The organism is Amycolatopsis tucumanensis (assembly GCF_021654135.1).
Taxonomy (GTDB): domain Bacteria; phylum Actinomycetota; class Actinomycetes; order Mycobacteriales; family Pseudonocardiaceae; genus Amycolatopsis_E; species Amycolatopsis_E tucumanensis.
Genome location: NZ_JAKGSD010000011.1, coordinates 110,537 through 126,899, shown reverse-complemented (window position 1 = coordinate 126,899; position 16,363 = coordinate 110,537). Strand labels below are relative to the sequence as shown.

Annotated in this window: 16 protein-coding genes; 7 read left to right on the top strand and 9 right to left on the bottom strand. The window is 72.2% G+C overall.

Annotation, left to right across the window (positions count from 1 at the left end; translation table 11 throughout):
- Positions 1 to 27: 27 nt before the first annotated feature.
- Positions 28 to 600, bottom strand: a complete 573-nt coding sequence (locus L2C96_RS14375; RefSeq protein WP_027935703.1) for a type 1 glutamine amidotransferase domain-containing protein — start codon at positions 598 to 600, stop codon at positions 28 to 30.
- A 64-nt stretch (positions 601 to 664) separates the two neighbouring features.
- Between L2C96_RS14375 and L2C96_RS14370 the strand changes: the two genes are divergently transcribed.
- Positions 665 to 1,486: an IclR family transcriptional regulator domain-containing protein gene (locus tag L2C96_RS14370; protein ID WP_237336481.1), complete on the top strand. Its 822-nt coding sequence runs from the start codon at positions 665 to 667 to the stop codon at positions 1,484 to 1,486.
- Between the two features lie 3 nt (positions 1,487 to 1,489).
- Here L2C96_RS14370 and L2C96_RS14365 read toward each other — a convergent pair whose 3' ends face one another.
- The gene (locus L2C96_RS14365; protein ID WP_027935704.1) at positions 1,490 to 2,455 is read right to left on the bottom strand and encodes a zinc-dependent alcohol dehydrogenase; all 966 of its coding nucleotides are present in this window, start codon (positions 2,453 to 2,455) and stop codon (positions 1,490 to 1,492) included.
- A gap of 372 nt (positions 2,456 to 2,827) precedes the next feature.
- Between L2C96_RS14365 and L2C96_RS14360 the strand changes: the two genes are divergently transcribed.
- Positions 2,828 to 3,781: an o-succinylbenzoate synthase gene (locus L2C96_RS14360; protein ID WP_237336480.1), complete on the top strand. Its 954-nt coding sequence runs from the start codon at positions 2,828 to 2,830 to the stop codon at positions 3,779 to 3,781.
- A 24-nt stretch (positions 3,782 to 3,805) separates the two neighbouring features.
- Here L2C96_RS14360 and L2C96_RS14355 read toward each other — a convergent pair whose 3' ends face one another.
- On the bottom strand, positions 3,806 to 6,160 hold the full coding sequence (locus L2C96_RS14355) for a xanthine dehydrogenase family protein molybdopterin-binding subunit (RefSeq protein WP_237336479.1): 2,355 nt from the start codon (positions 6,158 to 6,160) through the stop codon (positions 3,806 to 3,808).
- Positions 6,161 to 6,265: 105 nt separating this feature from the next.
- Between L2C96_RS14355 and L2C96_RS14350 the strand changes: the two genes are divergently transcribed.
- Entirely contained in the window at positions 6,266 to 6,466 is a 201-nt protein-coding gene (locus tag L2C96_RS14350; RefSeq protein WP_027935706.1) for a PspC domain-containing protein, read from the top strand.
- A gap of 56 nt (positions 6,467 to 6,522) precedes the next feature.
- Here L2C96_RS14350 and groL read toward each other — a convergent pair whose 3' ends face one another.
- The 4 genes from groL to L2C96_RS14330 form a co-directional block, all read right to left on the bottom strand.
- Positions 6,523 to 8,154, bottom strand: coding sequence for a chaperonin GroEL (gene groL, locus L2C96_RS14345; protein WP_020416957.1), 1,632 nt, complete (start codon positions 8,152 to 8,154; stop codon positions 6,523 to 6,525).
- 215 nt (positions 8,155 to 8,369) lie between these two features.
- Entirely contained in the window at positions 8,370 to 10,118 is a 1,749-nt protein-coding gene (locus L2C96_RS14340) for a serine/threonine-protein kinase (RefSeq protein WP_237336478.1), read from the bottom strand.
- Positions 10,119 to 10,196: 78 nt separating this feature from the next.
- Entirely contained in the window at positions 10,197 to 10,403 is a 207-nt protein-coding gene (locus L2C96_RS14335) for a cold-shock protein (RefSeq protein WP_017985292.1), read from the bottom strand.
- Between the two features lie 94 nt (positions 10,404 to 10,497).
- Positions 10,498 to 11,085 carry an AIM24 family protein gene (locus L2C96_RS14330; RefSeq protein WP_237336477.1) on the bottom strand — a complete coding sequence of 196 codons (588 nt, stop codon included), beginning with the start codon at positions 11,083 to 11,085 and terminating at the stop codon, positions 10,498 to 10,500.
- 69 nt (positions 11,086 to 11,154) lie between these two features.
- Between L2C96_RS14330 and moeA the strand changes: the two genes are divergently transcribed.
- Positions 11,155 to 12,378 (top strand): molybdopterin molybdotransferase MoeA, encoded by a 1,224-nt coding sequence (gene moeA / locus L2C96_RS14325; RefSeq protein ID WP_237336476.1) that lies wholly within the window; start codon positions 11,155 to 11,157, stop codon positions 12,376 to 12,378.
- Positions 12,379 to 12,441: 63 nt separating this feature from the next.
- On the opposite strand, the gene L2C96_RS14320 is transcribed toward moeA, so the two are convergent.
- The gene (locus L2C96_RS14320) at positions 12,442 to 12,651 is read right to left on the bottom strand and encodes a hypothetical protein (protein WP_037322861.1); all 210 of its coding nucleotides are present in this window, start codon (positions 12,649 to 12,651) and stop codon (positions 12,442 to 12,444) included.
- Between the two features lie 215 nt (positions 12,652 to 12,866).
- Here L2C96_RS14320 and L2C96_RS14315 point away from each other — a divergent pair, with 215 nt between their 5' ends.
- The 3 genes from L2C96_RS14315 to L2C96_RS14305 all read left to right on the top strand — a co-directional run bounded on the left by L2C96_RS14315 (position 12,867) and on the right by L2C96_RS14305 (position 15,380).
- Complete coding sequence (locus tag L2C96_RS14315; RefSeq protein ID WP_020416961.1) at positions 12,867 to 13,586, top strand: phosphatidylserine decarboxylase; 720 nt, start codon at positions 12,867 to 12,869, stop codon at positions 13,584 to 13,586.
- Positions 13,587 to 13,588: 2 nt separating this feature from the next.
- On the top strand, positions 13,589 to 14,542 hold the full coding sequence (pssA, locus tag L2C96_RS14310; RefSeq protein WP_020416962.1) for a CDP-diacylglycerol--serine O-phosphatidyltransferase: 954 nt from the start codon (positions 13,589 to 13,591) through the stop codon (positions 14,540 to 14,542).
- Between the two features lie 244 nt (positions 14,543 to 14,786).
- Positions 14,787 to 15,380: a nitroreductase family protein gene (locus L2C96_RS14305; protein WP_237336475.1), complete on the top strand. Its 594-nt coding sequence runs from the start codon at positions 14,787 to 14,789 to the stop codon at positions 15,378 to 15,380.
- Here L2C96_RS14305 and L2C96_RS14300 read toward each other — a convergent pair.
- A complete protein-coding gene (locus L2C96_RS14300; RefSeq protein WP_237336474.1) occupies positions 15,373 to 16,308 on the bottom strand; it encodes a zinc-binding dehydrogenase in 936 nt (311 codons plus the stop codon). The genes L2C96_RS14305 and L2C96_RS14300 overlap by 8 nt on opposite strands.
- Positions 16,309 to 16,363: the final 55 nt, after the last annotated feature.

The window sequence follows — 16,363 nt, the reverse complement described above, 5'->3', positions numbered from 1 at the left end:
AAGCCGACCGGGCGTCCTGAAACCGGGTCAGGCGCTCTTCGCCTGGGCGCGGTGCTTGCCCTCCGCGAACTCCTCGACCAGCTTGCGGCAGAAGGCGGGCAGGTCGTCCGGCTTCCGGCTGGTGACGAAACCGGAGTCGGTCACGACTTCCTCGTCCACCCACTCGGCGCCGGCGTTGCGCAGGTCTGTCTGCAGGCTCGGCCAGGAGGTCATCCGGCGGCCGCGCACCACGTCGGCCTCGATGAGCGTCCACGGCGCGTGGCAGATCGCCGCGACGGGTTTCTGCTGCGAGAAGAACCCGCGGACGAAGCGAACGGCGTCGGGAACGGTGCGGAGGAAGTCCGGGTTCGCCACACCGCCCGGCAGGACCAGCGCGTCGAAGTCGTCCGGCGAGACGTCGGTGACGACCTTGTCGACCGGGAACGTGTCGGCCTTGTCGAGGTGGTTGAACGCCTGGATGCTGCCCGGCGAAGTGGACACCAGCTCAGGCTGCCCGCCCGCTTCCTGGACCGCCTTCCAGGGCTCGGTCAGTTCGACCTGCTCGGTGCCCTCCGGCGCGACGACGAAGGCCACTCGCTTACCGGAGAGTGTGTTCGCCACGATTGCACTCCTTCCGTTCCGGGGATTCAGCGGTGAACTACCCGCGTCCGGGCGGGCGTGAAACATGCGGACGTACGATGAGAACAAGCCGATCGGGTGGCAGTCGGAGGGTTCGATGACGAGCACGACGGCCGGCGAAGGCCCTGGCCACGGCCCGCATTTCGTGCAGGCCGTCGGCCGCGCGTTCGCGATCCTGCGCTGCTTCGGGGCGGACCACCCGGCCCTGACGGCGGGCGCGGCGGCCAAGCGGACGGGGCTGGACCGGGCGACCGCGCGGCGGTTGCTGCTCACCCTCGCCGACCTCGGGTACGTGCGTTACGACGGGCAGGCGTTCCGGCTCACGGCGCAGACCCTCGACCTGGGTTACTCGTACCTGTCCGGGCTCGCCCTGCCTGAGATCGCGCACCCGCACCTGCACGATCTGGCGCACAGGCTGAACGAGACGGCTTCGCTCGCCCTGCTCGACCGGGGCGACGTGGTGAACCTGGCCGTGGTGCCCGGGCACCGGCACGCTCCGCCGACGCTCACCGTCGGCGCGCGACGGCCCGCCCACGTCACCTCAAGCGGGCAGGTCCTGCTCGCCGCGTTGCCCGAGGACGAGCTCGCACGGAGGCTCGACGCGCTGCCGGACATCGCCGGGCTGCCGAAGGAGATCGAGCAGGTCCGGGAACGCGGGTGGGCGATGGCCGAACACGACGTCGACGACGACCTGCGGGCGATCGCCGCGCCGGTGCGGCACCGGCGCGGACGGGTGCTCGCCGCGGTGACCGCGTCGGTGCACCCGGACCGGCTCGGACACGGCCTGGTCGAGCGGGACTACGTGCCCGAGCTGCTGCGCGCGGCCTGGTCGATCGAGGCGGATCTGGCGAACCTGCCGGAGGCGTGAGCGTCAGTCGAAGCTGATCCAGGACTTGCCGGCGACCGACTGCACCGACGCGAACGCCTGCGCGGCCTCTTCCAGCGGGAACCGCGCCTGCAGCACCTTGCCCGGCCGGACCTCGTCGCGGTTGAGCAGGCCGACGGTCGTCTCGAAGTCGACCGGGTGGTCGTAGATGAGCGAGCCCTTGAGGGTGTGCTGGCGGTAGACCAGGTCGGCGGTCGTCAGGTCGAGCGGGCGCGAGTTGATGCCGACGAGCAGGGCGGTGCCGCCGCGGCGCAGGCGCTCCAGGCCGGCGCGCAGGGCCTGCGGGACGCCGGACGTTTCGAAGAGGAGGTCGAACTCGCCCTCGACGCCGGTCTCGGCGCCGAACGAATGGGCCAGCTCCGCGCGCCCCTCGTGTGGTTCCTGGACCGCGACCGTCGCACCGAGCGCCCGCAGCGCCAGGCACAGCAGCAGGCCCTGCGAGCCGGCGCCGACCACGAGGACCCGCTGACCAGGCTCGACGCCGGACCGGCGAATCGCCGACCGCGCGACGGTCAGCGCCTCCGTGCAGACGAGGTCTTCCAGGGCGACCGTCTCCGCCGCGGGCCAGGCGAACTCGGCCGGGACCGCGACGTACTCGGCCAGCAGCCCGGGGTGGTTCATGCCGACGATCACCCGGTCGGTACAGGCGGAGGTGAAGCCGGCGACGCACGCCGCGCACCGGCCGCAGCAGTAGTTCGGCTCGATCGCGACCTGCTGCCCGACCACGCGGTCCGCCACGTCCGCCCCGACGGCCACGATCTCGCCGACGCCCTCGTGCCCCATCAGCCACGGCCGCTCGGGCACCTCGCGGGCACCGCGGTAGACGCCGAGGTCCGACCCGCACAGGCCGAGGCCCCGCATGCGCACGAGCACCTCACGCGGCCCGATCTCGGGTTCCGGCAGGTCGACGAGCCGCATCACCTCGGGCTCGGCCAGCACTACGGCCTTCATTCGCTACCTCCACATGTCCGCACCTCGCATGCTAACCGCTAATTAACCAGTTAGTCCATTAGCTGTGAGGCGGGCCCGGATGGTTCGGCGCTTCCGATGGGCTGGTGCACCGGAGGGGCCGATGCAGGCCGGGGCGGTGTGGCGGGCCGGTGCGAGGGGATGACCTTGACCGTGATCGGGTGACGCGGGGCTCTGGAATCGAGCGACACGGCAGGGTTGGGAGACGGTGGTTTCGGGCAGGCGCACGGTGATGGTGGTTCGGGCAGGCGCAGGGTGAGGGAGTGCCTCACACAGGAAGCCCCACCAAGCCGAGTCGGGCACCACTGCCGTCCCTCAGCGTCTGCGCAGGTTCGTACCGCCCAGCGTGCGAGGATGGTCGCCGTGGATGAGCGCCTGGTCTACGCGATCCCCCTGCGGAACCGGTTCCGTGGGATCACCGTGCGCGAAGGGGTGCTCCTGCGCGGCCCCGCGGGCTGGGGGGAGTTCTGCCCGTTCGCCGACTACGACGACCGCGAATCCGCGCCCTGGCTCGCGGCCGCGGTGGAGGCTGCCCAGGTGGGGTGGCCGGCTCCGGTGCGGGATCGGGTCGAGGTGAACACCACCGTGCCCGTCGTGGGCGCCGACGCCGCCTACGAGATGGTCGCCGCGTCGGGGTGCCGGACCGCCAAGGTCAAGGTCGCCGATCCGCGGGCGTCCATTCTGGAGGACTGCGAGCGCGTCGCGGCCGTCCGGGACGCGCTCGGGCCCGGCGGGGCCATCCGCGTCGACGCCAACACGGCCTGGGATGTCGACACCGCGGTGAAGGCGATCCGCGAGCTGGACCGCGCCGCGGGTGGGCTCGAGTACGTCGAACAGCCGTGCCCGTCCATCGACGAGCTGGCCGCCGTGCGGCGGAAGGTGGACGTGCGCATCGCGGCGGACGAGTCGATCCGGCGGGCCGAGGATCCGCTCCGGGTGGCGGTCGCCAACGCGGCCGACGTGGCCGTGATCAAGGTGGCTCCGCTCGGCGGTGTCCGGCGGGCACTCGAGGTCGCCGAGGCCGCCGGGCTGCCGTGTGTGGTGTCGTCCGCGGTCGAAACCAGCGTCGGGCTGGCGGCGGGCCTCGCGCTGGCCGGGGCGCTGCCCGAGCTGGAGTTCGCCTGCGGGCTGGGCACGATGTCCCTGCTCACCGACGACACCACCAGTCAACCACTGTCCCCTGTGGACGGTTACTTGCCGGTCCTGCGACAGGCGCCGGAACCGGACCGCGCAGCCGAAACCGCCGCGGACGAGGTCACCACGAAGGCCTGGCTCGATCGGCTCCGTCGCGTCGAGGGTCGACGGTAGACACGACGGCTGACAACCGGTGGGCTAAGCCACTGCCTCGTCTGCGTCCGAAGACGCCGCCGACGAGCGCACGGGCAACGTCTCGAACGCTGGAGGCGGCTCGCGCCACGTAACGGACTCTCCAGCCCTCACAGCGCGCCACACGCGCTGCGGCGTCAGCGGCATGTCGATGTGCCGCACGCCCAGATGAGCCAGCGCGTCGATCACCGCGTTCTGGACCGCCGGTGTTGAACCGACCGTCGCCGACTCGCCGATTCCCTTGGCGCCCAACGGGTTCCGCTCGGTCAGCGTCTCGGTGTTGCTGACCTCCAGCGCCGGCACGTCGGCGGCCGTCGGGAGGTGGTAGTCGGCGAAGGTGGCGGTCACCGGGTTGCCGTCCTCGTCGTAGGAGACCTGCTCCCACAACGCCTGCGCGATCCCCTGCACCGCGCCGCCGTGCTGCTGCCCGCGCACGATCATCGGGTTCAGCACGCGCCCGCAGTCGTCCACGGCGATGTGCCGCAACGGTTTCACGAAGCCCGTCTCGACGTCCACCTCGACCACCGACACGTGCGCCCCGAACGGGAACGTCGCCCCGCCCGGCTTGAAGTCCGTCGTCTCCAGCAGCGGACGTCCCTCCGCCGCGGCGGCCTCCGCCAGCTCCGCCCAGCCGATCGTCGCCTGCGGGACGCCCGCCACGCCGAGCCGCCCGTCAGTCAGCACGATGTCGTCCACGCCCGCCTCCAGCCGCGACGCGGCCAGCTCGCGAGCGCGCTCCAGCACCAGGTCCGCCGCCTGCCGCACCGCGCTGCCGCCCACCTGCAGCGACCGCGAACCACCCGTGCCGGCGCCACGCGGCACCGCGGCCGTGTCCGACTGCACGAACTCGACCGACTCCAGCGGGATCCCCAGCGCGTCGGCCACCAGCATCGCGAACGACGTCGCGTGGCCCTGACCGTGCCCGGACGTGCCGACCTTGATCGCCGCCGTACCGTCCGCCCGGACCTCCACCGACGCGAACTCGCCGCTGCCGCCGCCGGTGATCTCGACGTACGCGCTCACCCCGATCCCGAGCAGCCGCGACTCGCCGGCCTCGATGCGCCGCCGCTGCTCGGCCCGCAGCTCGTCGTAACCCGCGACCTCCAACGCCTTCCGCAGCGGCAGGTCGTAGTCGCCGCTGTCGTAGCTCGCGCCGCTGAACGTCGTGTACGGGAACTCCTCCGGGCGCAGGAAGTTGCGCCGCCGGATCTCCGCCGGGTCCATGCCGAGCTCCGCCGCGGCCAGGTCCATCAGCCGCTCCAGCATCGCCGTCGCCTCCGGACGGCCCGCACCGCGGAACGCGCCGACCGGCGCGGTGTTCGTCAGCGCCGCTATCGCCGCGTAGCTGATCTTCGGGATCCGGTACACGCCCTGCGCCATCGTCCTGGTCGGACCGAGCGCCAGCCCGCCGCCGAACCCGGCGTACGCGCCCGCGTCGCCGACCACCCGGCAGCGCAGGCCGACGATCGTCCCGTCGCGCCGCAGCCCCAGCTCGCCGTACTGCACCTGCGCCCGGCCCTGCGGCGAGGCCTGCAGGTTCTCCGACCGCGTCTCCGTCCACTTCGCCGGCCGCCCGAAGCGCCGCGCCGCCTCGATCACCACCGCGTGCTCGGCCGTGACCCCGACCTTCCCGCCGAACGCGCCACCCACGTGCGGCGCGACCACGCGGATCCGGTCGCCGTCGTAGCCGAACAGCTTCGCCGCCGCGGCCCGGAAGCCGTGTGGCATCTGGGTCGACACGTAGACCGTCAGGTCGAACTCGCCGTCGCCGGGCAGTGCGACGATCGCGTTGCCCTCCATCGGCGCCACCGCCAGCCGCTGGTTCTCGATCCGCGCTCGCACCACGACGTCGGCGCCGTCGAGCACCTCGCCGCCCACGGCGTCCCGCTCGCCGGCCGCGATGTTCGACCCGATTTCCGGGAACTGCAACGGCGCGCCGTCATCCAGAGCCTGCTCCGGGTCGACCACGGCGGGCAGCGGTTCGTAGTCCACATCGACCAGTTCGAGTGCGTCCACCGCGGCGGCCGCGCTTTCCGCGACCACGGCGGCCACCGGCTCCCCGGCGAAGCGCACCCGGTCGGTGGCCAGCGCGTACCGCTTCGCCCGCGGGTTGAGGTCCAGGAACACCGGCAGCTCGGCCAGGTCGAGGTCCGCGGCGGTGAGCACCGCGATCACCCCCGGCACGGCGGCCGCCTCCGCGGTGTCGATGCCGTTGACCAGCGCGTGCGCGAACGGCGACCGGACGAACGCGACATGGCAGACGCCCTCGAACTGCAGGTTGTCGACGAAGGTTCCACGGCCACGCACCAGATCCGGGTCCTCGACCCGCCGGACCTCGGTGCCGAGCAAAGATCCCGCCATGTGATCGACCTTAACCGTCCCGGAGCACCCTGGCCCAGAGGTTTCCGGGTGCGCTCCGGGTTCGTCCCCGATGTGCTGACCACCCGCGCGGCCGACGATGGGGACATGACGAACACAGTGACCACGAAGAAGCTCCGCCGCAGCTCGACCGACAAGATGATCGCCGGCGTGGCGGGCGGCTGGGCCGACCTGCTCGGCGTCGACGCGGCGATCATCCGCATCGTCCTCGTCGCCGCGACCCTGCTCGGGTTCGGCGCGCCCATCCTGCTCTACGCGATCTGCTGGATGCTCATGCCGCAGGAGTAGCGCAGCAAAAAGCCCGGATGCGCTGTGCGCACCCGGGCTTTCGCCGGACTAGTGGATCAGAAGTCCATGCCGCCCATGCCACCGGTCGGGTCGCCACCCGGAGCGGCAGCAGCCTTCTCCGGCTTGTCGGCGACGACGGCCTCGGTGGTCAGGAACAGGCCCGCGATCGAAGCCGCGTTCTGCAGCGCCGAACGGGTCACCTTGGCGGGGTCGATGACGCCGGCCGCGACCAGGTCCTCGTAGTCGCCGGTCGACGCGTTCAGGCCGTGGCCCTCCGGCAGACCCTTGACCTTCTCCGCCACGACGCCGCCCTCGAGACCGCTGTTGACCGCGATCTGCTTGAGCGGAGCCTCGACGGCGACCTTGACGATGTTCGCACCGGTCGCCTCGTCACCCGAGAGGCGCAGGCCCTCGAAGGCAGCCTTGGACGCCTGCAGCAGGGCCACGCCACCACCGGCGACGATGCCCTCCTCGACGGCGGCCTTCGCGTTGCGAACGGCGTCCTCGATGCGGTGCTTGCGCTCCTTGAGCTCGACCTCGGTGGCGGCACCGGCCTTGATGACGGCCACGCCGCCGGCCAGCTTGGCCAGCCGCTCCTGCAGCTTCTCGCGGTCGTAGTCGGAGTCCGACTTCTCGATCTCGGCGCGGATCTGGTTCACGCGGCCCTGGATCTGGTCCGCGTCGCCGGCACCCTCGACGATGGTCGTCTCGTCCTTGGTGATGACGGCCTTGCGGGCCTTGCCCAGCAGGTTCAGGTCCGCGTTCTCCAGCTTGAGGCCCACGTCCTCGGAGATGACCTGGCCACCGGTCAGGATCGCGATGTCCTGCAGGATGGCCTTGCGGCGGTCACCGAAGCCCGGAGCCTTGACGGCGACGGACTTGAAGGTGCCGCGGATCTTGTTGACGACCAGGGTCGCCAGGGCCTCGCCCTCGACGTCCTCGGCGATGATCAGCAGCGGCTTGCCCGACTGCATGACCTTCTCCAGGACCGGCAGCAGGTCCTTGACGTTCGAGACCTTCGAGCCGAACAGGAGGATGTACGGGTCCTCCAGGACGGCTTCCTGGCGCTCGGCGTCGGTGACGAAGTAGCCCGAGATGTAGCCCTTGTCGAAGCGCATACCCTCGGTGAGCTCGAGCTCGAGGCCGAAGGTGTTCGACTCCTCGACGGTGACGACGCCTTCCTTGCCGACCTTGTCCAGCGCCTCGGCGATCAGCTCGCCGATGGTGCGGTCCGCGGCCGAGATCGAGGCGGTGGCAGCGATCTGCTCCTTGGTCTCGACCTCCTTGGCGGCCTTGTGCAGCTGCTCGACGACGGCCTCGACCGCCTGCTCGATGCCACGCTTGAGGGCGATCGGGTCGGCACCGGCGGCCACGTTGCGCAGACCTTCGCGCACGAGCGCCTGGGCCAGCACGGTGGCGGTGGTGGTGCCGTCACCGGCTACGTCGTCGGTCTTCTTGGCGACTTCCTTGACGAGCTCGGCCCCGATCTTCTCCCACGGGTCCTCGAGCTCGATCTCCTTGGCGATGGAGACACCGTCGTTGGTGATCGTCGGCGCGCCCCACTTCTTTTCGAGCACGACGTTGCGGCCACGGGGGCCAAGCGTCACCTTGACGGCGTCGGCCAGGGTGTTGAGTCCGCGCTCAAGCCCGCGGCGGGCGTCCTCGTCGAACGCGATCAGTTTGGCCATTGGGGTGTTGTCCTCCGGTAGTGGTCGCTGCCATGACCTGCTTCAGGACTGGCAGCAGGACACTTAGCTCGGCCAGGCTCGGTGCCCGCGACGGACGACCTGCTCGGTGCTCCGAGCCGGCCTCACCGTCCCGACCATTGGTGCGTTGGCACTCGACACCGCCGAGTGCCAACGCCTGTTTAGCACTCTCCGGGGGCGAGTGCAAGAACCGCACGTCAGGGGCTCGGTTTGATGGAGATCGTCGCGGGGGGCGGGCCGCCACCGGTGGATGGGCCGGTCGCGCCGCCGGTGGGACCGACGGGGATGTTGGGCGCGGTGGTCGGCGCGGGCGCGGAGCCGCCGCCGCGATTCACCAGAACGAGGGTCACGACGACCGCCGCGACGACGACGAGCCCGGCCAGGCCCGTCCACAGCCACTTGAGGCCGCCACCCTTCTTCGGCGGCTGCTGGCCGTAGCCGTAGGGCTGCTGCTGGGGCGGCCAGCCCGGGTTCCACGGCTGGCCCTGCGGGGCGTTCGGGTGGAACTGCGGCGCCGGCATGCCGGGGTGGCTTTGCATGCCGGGGTGGCCGTACGGGTTCCCGGGCGGCTGGTGGCCCGGCGGGCCGTAGGGACCCGGCTGGCCGGGGTGGCCCGGTTGAGCGGCGCCGGGACGGCCCGGCTGGTCGCCGTGGCCCTGCGGGCCGCCGGGACCGGGCTGGTGTCCTGGGCCGTGCGGGCCGGGGTGGCCACCGCTGGGGACTGCGCCCTGCTGGCCGCCAGGGCCGGGCTGACCCGGCACGCCGGCGCTCGATTGCCCGCCTGCCTGGCCGCCGCCAGGGCCGCCGGCTCCTGCCTGGCCGCCCGGACCGGGCTGCCCTGGTTGACCAGCCCCCGGCTGCCCGCCTGCCTGGCCGACGCCAGGGCCGCCGACGCCAGAGGCACCGGCGCCCGAACCACCAGGGCCCGGCTGCCCGGTACCTGGGCCACCGACACCCCCTTGCCCGGCGCCCGGACCACCAGCGCCCGGTTGGCCGGCGCCGTGCGGGCCGGGGTGGCCGCCCGGCTGTCCCGGCGGGTACGGCTGCATGCCGGCCTCCCGTGTCGCAGCCTGGGGCGGGCCCGGCGGTGTCGTCGAGGCGGCGGCCGGGCCGAGGGCCTTGCGCGCCGCGGTGATCAGCTCGACGCAGTTGTCGTAGCGGTCCGCCGGGGCCTTGGCCATGCCCTTGCGCACGACCTCGTCGACCGCGGCGGGCAGCCCCACCACGCCCGACACCGCGGGCGGTTCCACGGCCAGGTGCCCCTTGATGACCGTCGGCACGTCGCCGCTGAACGGGGGCTGCCCGGTGAGGCACGCGTACAGCACGCACGCCAGCGCGTACTGGTCGGTGCGCCCGTCCAGCGGCTCCCCGCGCAGGTGTTCCGGCGCGGCGTAGGTCGGCGACCCGAGGAAGTCGCCGCCACGGGTGCGGTGACCGGTCGCGCCGCGCCGGGTCAGCCCGAAGTCGGCGACGTAGACGTGCTCGCGCGCCGACTCCCGGCTGGTGACCAGCACGTTGGCCGGTTTGACGTCGAGGTGGACCAGGCCGCGCTCGTGCAGGCAGTCCAGCGCGTCCGCGACCTGGTCCAGCAACCGCAGCGTGCGGTCGGGGGAGATCGGTCCGTCCGCGATGAGACTCGCCAGATCGGCCCCGTCGACGAGGCGCATGGCGATGTAGAGCATCCCGTCGAGCTCACCGAAGTCGTACAACGGCACGACGTTCGCGTGGTCCACGGCGGAGGTGTTGCGCGCCTCGTCCACGAACCGTTCGCGGAACTCGGCGTCGGCACCGAGGTGCTCGCCGATCACCTTCAAGGCCACCTTGCGGCCGAGCCGCACGTCGGTGGCCTTGTACATGACGCTCATGCCACCCTTGCCGAGCACTCCGTCTATGCGGTAGTTGCCCAGCCGGCGACCGGTGAGGTCCCCCGACACATCGCCTGTCACACGGGGCAGCCTACTGCCGGCTTCCACAGCGACGCGAAGCGTCTCCGTTGAGGGTGGTGGCGGGGAAGCGGCCGGCCCCTAGGACACCTTGCGGACGTCCGCTGCCTGTGTCCGGCCGTCCCGGCCCGCCTCGATCTGGAACTCGACTTGATCGCCCTCGTCCAGAGTGCGGAATCCGTCCGACTGGATGGCCGAGTAATGCACGAACACATCAGGTCCCTCGGGGGACGCGATGAACCCGTAGCCTTTTTCGGAATTGAACCACTTGACCGTGCCAACAGCCACGGTTTCCTCCTTGCGAAAACCACCGGGAGCCGTGCCCGCCCGGCTCCCGAAGTGGAAGTCACGGTACCGGAGAAACGCGAAGGATCAATAAGATTCAGCGAGATTTACGCGCTTGCACCAAAAGCGTGCCCGGCCCCGCGAAGTCGATCATGAGTCCTTCGCCCGTCCGGATCGACTGTTGGCCCGAAGGGTCCAACGCCCGCAGGCGGCACTGGACGCTGTCCGGGTAGGCCAGCAGGTGCCCCGGCCGCACCGAGATCAGCTCGCCCGCCGCGAGCTGGAACTGATCCACCGGCCCGGCGCACGCGAGCACGAGCGGGCCCGTTCCGCTGTAGTGCTCCAGGAACCCGTGCTCAGCGCCGAACATCGCCTGCAGACCCGGCCAGGAGTCGGCCCGCACCGACGCCGGGCGCGCGAGCACGGCGTGCCGCGCAATGCACCAGCCGGTGCGGCCGTCGAACTCCAGTGGGTAGACATCGCCGGCGCCGGCGGGCGCGAGGTCGAGCCAGCCGCCTTCCTTGGGCGCGGTGAACACCGACGGCGCCTTGCGCCCGCCGGCCACCTCGGTGAGGCCGAAGCTGCTCGCGAACATCGACTCGCCCCGCGCCTGCACGGCCTCGCCGGGCCCCAGGATCACTCGGGCGACGCCGAACGCGGGCGTGTGCCGGGTGCGGACCTGCATGCCTCCCCCTCCAGATCAACGAGCGGGGGAAGTGTTGCACGGCCACCCCGGCGAGGCAGGATGGTCCGCGTGATTTCCGTCGACACCTACCGCGCCGCCGTCACCGAGTTGCTCGGCACCGCCGCGGCGACCGCGCTCCCGCTGGCCGAGTGCCCCGGGCTGGTGCTGGCCGAGGACGTCCCCGCGGGCGTCTCGCTGCCGCCGTTCGACAACTCGGCCATGGACGGCTACGCGGTGCGCGCGGTCGACGTCGCCTCCGCCACCGCCGCGACCCCGGTCGAACTGCCGGTCGCCGAGGACATCCCGGCCGGGCGCACCGACGTGCCGCCGCTGCTGCCGGGCACCGCGCACCGCATCATGACCGGCGCGCCGATGCCGCCGGGCGCGGACGCCGTGGTGAAGGTCGAGGACACCGACGGCGGCACCGAGAAGGTGTCCATCCGGGAACCGGCCGCGGTCGGCACGCACCTGCGCCGCACCGGCGAGGACGTCACCGCGGGCACGGTCGCGCTGCACGCCGGCACCGTCCTCGGGCCGGCGCAGCTCGGGCTGGCCGCCGCGGTCGGCCTGGACCGGCTGACCGTGCACGCGCCGCTGCGGGTGCTCGTGGTGTCGACCGGCTCGGAGCTGGTGACCCCGCCCCAGGAGCTGCGGCACGGGCAGATCTACGAGTCGAACAGCATCATGCTGGCCGCCGCGATCCGCGCGCTGGGCTGCCGGGTCGAGGTGGTGCGCAGCGTGGTCGACGACGTCGGCGAGTTCCGGTCGGCCATCGAGCCGCGGCTGGCGGACACCGACCTGGTGGTGACTTCCGGCGGGGTCAGCGCGGGCGCCTACGAGGTGGTGAAGGACTCGCTGACCGGCGCGGGCGTCGAGTTCGTCAAGGTGGCCATGCAGCCGGGCGGCCCGCAGGGCAACGGCCGGTGGCACGGGGTGCCCGTGGTGACCCTGCCCGGCAACCCGGTGAGCGTGCTGGTGTCGTTCGAGGTGTTCCTGCGGCCCGCGATCCTGACCGCGCTCGGCCACCGTCAGGTGGACCGGCTGCGGGTGCGGGCGCGGCTCACCGAGTCCCTGCGCTCGCCCGCCGGGCGGCGGCAGTTCCGCCGCGGGTTCTACTCGCACCACGACGGCGAGGTGACCGGCGAGGTCGGCCCGCGCGGTGGCCCCGGCTCGCACCTGCTCGCCGCGTTCGCGCAGGCCAACTGCCTGATCGAGCTGCCGGAGGACGTGGTCGACGCGCCGGAGGGCAGCGAGGTGGACGTGCTGCTCCTGCCGACTGGTACCTCAGTGTGACTTCTTGTAACAGTTGACCTACGACTGGTTACTGATTCGCTTGCGGAGGCTAAGATTCACCCCCTACGGCACCAGCCCGTCACGCCGGGCCGCTGGGCCGTCGGGGGGTTCAGCGGCCCGGCGCGACGAATCGAGAGCTCGCGCGCAGCGCACCAGCGCGACCGCGGTTTCGGTGGACACCAGCCGGGGTAGCGGAACACTGTCGATGTCCGCACGCCATGCCTGGAACAGCTCGGAAAGGCGCTCTTCACGGATGCGCTCCGGGGCCGACATGACGGTTCCTCTCTGCTGTTACTACGGTCTGCATCGGCCGTCGCCACGAATTGTCAGCAACACCCGCCCCGCTCGGGGGCCCGTTCGGCGGGATGCGGAACGGGCCACGCAGACCTGGCGGTAGCGTGGATACCCGGATCGGCGAATCGGCACGCCTGGCCTGGCGTCACGGACCGGTCACACCTTGGACACGAACCAATCGGGACACCGCTTCGATGAGCAGCACTGCGCCGGACAAGGCGAGCAATCCGATCACCCATGCCCTGAACCTCGCGCGCGAGACCTTGCCACCCATGCACCCCGCCGGGCGGCCGTTCGTCGCCGGCGGGGTCGCGGCCACGCTGCTGCTGCGGCGGGCCTGGAAGCCGCTGGGCGCCGTCGGCGCGCTGGCGACCCTGGCGACCGCCGCGTTCTTCCGCGAGCCGAAGCGCGTGCCGCCGGAGCGGGACGACCTCGTCCTCGCCGCGGCGGACGGCATCGTCTCGCTGATCGAGGAGGCCACCCCGCCCGCGGAGCTGGGGCTGCCCGCCGAACCGCGGATGCGGGTCAGCGTCTTCCTCTCGGTCTTCGACGTGCACGTGCAGCGCGTGCCGGCCACCGGGGTGGTCGAGCGCGTCGCCTACCGCCCGGGCAAGTTCCTCTCCGCCGACCTGGACAAGGCCAGCGACGACAACGAGCGCAACTCGGTGCTGCTGCGCACCGAGGCCGGGCACGAGCTGGTGGTCGTGCAGATCGCCGGGCTGGTCGCGCGCCGCATCCTGTGCCAGGTCGCCGACGGCGAGAAGGTCCAGGCCGGGGACACCTACGGCCTGATCCGGTTCGGCTCGCGGGTGGACATCTACCTGCCGCCGGGCAGCGAGGTGCTGGTGCGCAAGGGCCAGCGGACGATCGGCGGCGAGACGCCCCTGGCTGCGCTGCCGGAGCGAGGAGCCTGATCATGGTCCGGGTGATGACTCCGTCGGTGCGGCTGCTGCCCAACGCGATCACGGTCCTCGCGCTGTGCGCGGGCCTGTCCGCCGCGCAGTTCGCGCTCAACCGGCAGTTCGTGCTGGCGATCGGCGCGATCGGCGTCGCGGCCGTCCTGGACAGCCTGGACGGCCGCATCGCCCGGCTGCTCGACGCGACGTCGAAGATGGGCGCCGAGCTGGACTCGCTGTCCGACGCGATCTCCTTCGGTGTCTCCCCGGCGCTCGTGCTCTACATCTGGTTCGGTGACACCTCCGGCATCGGCTGGATCGTGTCGCTGACCTTCGCCGTGTGCATCGTGCTGCGGCTGGCGCGCTTCAACACGCTCCTGGACGTGGAGAAGCCGCCGTACGCGAAGGAGTTCTTCGTCGGCGTGCCCGCGCCCGCGGGTGGCCTGTGCGCGCTGATGCCGGTGATCCTGACGCTGGAGTTCGGCGAGGGCTGGTGGTCGTCGGCGCCGGTCGTCTACGTGTGGACGGTGGCGATCGCGCTGCTGCTGATCAGCAGGCTGCCGACGCTGTCGCTGAAGTCGGTCAAGGTGCCCGCGAAGGCCGCCGCGCCGCTGCTGGTCGGGGTCGGCCTCGCGGCGGCGGCGATCATCCAGTACCCGCTGATCGCGCTGGCCGTCGCGCTGCTGCTGTACCTGGCGCACATCCCGTACGCGGTGCGGCGCTACCAGTGGCTGGCCAACCACCCCGAGGCGTGGGGCGTGCCGCTGCGCGAGCGCCGGGCGATCCGGCGCAGCACGAGCCGCCTGCGCCTGCGGCGGCCGCGGATCCGCGTGGCGGGCAACCAGCGGCTCGGCGTCCGCCGGACGCCGGACCACGTGGTGCGCGGGGTGCGCACGTACCCGGCCGCGGAGAGCCAGGACCGCTCCCGCCGCCGCAGCTGGCGCCGCATCGGCCTGCGCCAGCGCAACCGCTAGCGCAGGCCCCGGACGAACACGTCGAGCTGGTAGCGGAAGTCCTGCACGCCGTCGATGCCGGCCAGCGCGGGCATCACGCGGTGCACGTTCGGGTGCCGCTGCGGCGTGACGGTGCGGCGGCACCACTCGACGGCCGGGTGGCGGTTGAGCGTCTCGAACGCGTTCAGGCCGAGCGCGCGCAGCCGCTCGACCTGCTCGAAGACCCGCGCCGCGATGCCGTCCAGCAGGTCCTGCTTGTGCGCAGATGGACGCGGACGAGCTGCTTACCACCACCCGCTTGGTGCGGCGGAAGCTGGACCTGGACCGGCCGGTGGAGCAGGAGGTGATCACCGAAGGCCTGCGCGTCGCGATGCAGGCGCCGATCGCGGGCAACCAGCTGGACGCGATCCGCTGGCTCGTGGTCCGCGACCCGGAGCTGAAGGCCCGCGTCGCCGGACCGGTCCGCGAAGTGGGTGAAGCCGCCCAGCGCCAGTACGGCCACCTGGTCGCGCCGCGCTCGCTCGCCTCGGCGAAGTTCCTGCTGGGCAACATCCACCGCGTCCCGGCGCTCGCGTTCGCCTGCCTGGCCGGGCGGCCGGACGGAGCTGACCGGTCTACCCGGCGATCTGGAGCTTCCAGCTCGCGCTGGCGCGCCCGCGGCCTCGGCAGCACGATCACCGGCTACCACCTGTTCGGCCACGAGGAGGAGGTCGCGCGCCTCCTCGGCATCTCCGAGGGCTTCACCCAGGTCGCGTTGCTGCCGGTCGCCTACACGACGCAGAAGGACTTCCAGCCCGCCGCGCGGCCACCGGTCGAGGAGATCACCTACCTCGACCGGTGGGGCGCCCGCGTCAGCTGAGTTCCAGGACAGCCTTGCCGCGCAGCCGCCGGCCGAGGAGCGCCGCGGTCGCCTCGGCATGCCGGGACCAGTCGCCGCGCCAGGTGATCCCGGCGTCGAGGCGGCCCCCGGCCACCTCGGCGGCGAGCCAGGTGAGGTCCTCGGTGAAGTCGGTCCGCGGGTCGGCGAGCAGGAAGAACGTGCTGATCGACCGGTCGTGGCGGCCGTCGGTGGGCACGAACGCGCCGACCGGGAACACGACGTCCTCCCCCGCCGAATGCCCGACGCTGACCAGCCGGCCGCCGGCGCGCAACGCCGTGAACGCGGCCACCATCTGCTCGCCCTCCACGTTGTCGAGCACGCCGTGGACGGGCCGGCTCACCTCGGCCGGGTGCTTGATCACCTCGTGCGCCCCGAGCGCTTCGAGCACGCTCACCTGAGCCGGGTCCGCGCTGACCGCGACGACCTCGGCGCCCGCCCGAGCCGCGAGCTGCACCGCGAACCGGCCGACGCCGCCGGACGCCCCGGTGATCATGATCCGCTTGCCCAGGGTCTGCCCGAACCGCCGCAGCACGTGCAGCGCGGTCAGCCCGGCCACCGGGATCGTGCTGATCGCGCCCCCGTCCGCCCCCTCCGGCACGGTGCCGATCGCGGTGGTCCGCACGGCTCGCAATTCGGCCCAGGCGCCGGTCATGCCGAGCGTGATCACACGCGTTCCGGCGGCCGGTCCCGAGCCATCGGCGGCGGCCCGCACCACCACGCCCGTCGCGTCCCAGCCCGGCACGCTCCCTTCGGGCAGCTGGGCGGTGTCCACCATGAAGGCCTCGCCGTAGTTGAGCGAGACGGCCTCGACCCGCACCAGGGCCTCGTCCGGCGCGGGCACCGGATCGGGCGCTTCGGCCAGCACCAGCCGGGATTCCGCGGATCGGTCGACGACGAGCGCACGCATGTTCTCTCCTCCCAAAGCGATCTTGCGCCCATGGTGCCACTGAGTGGCACTTGCC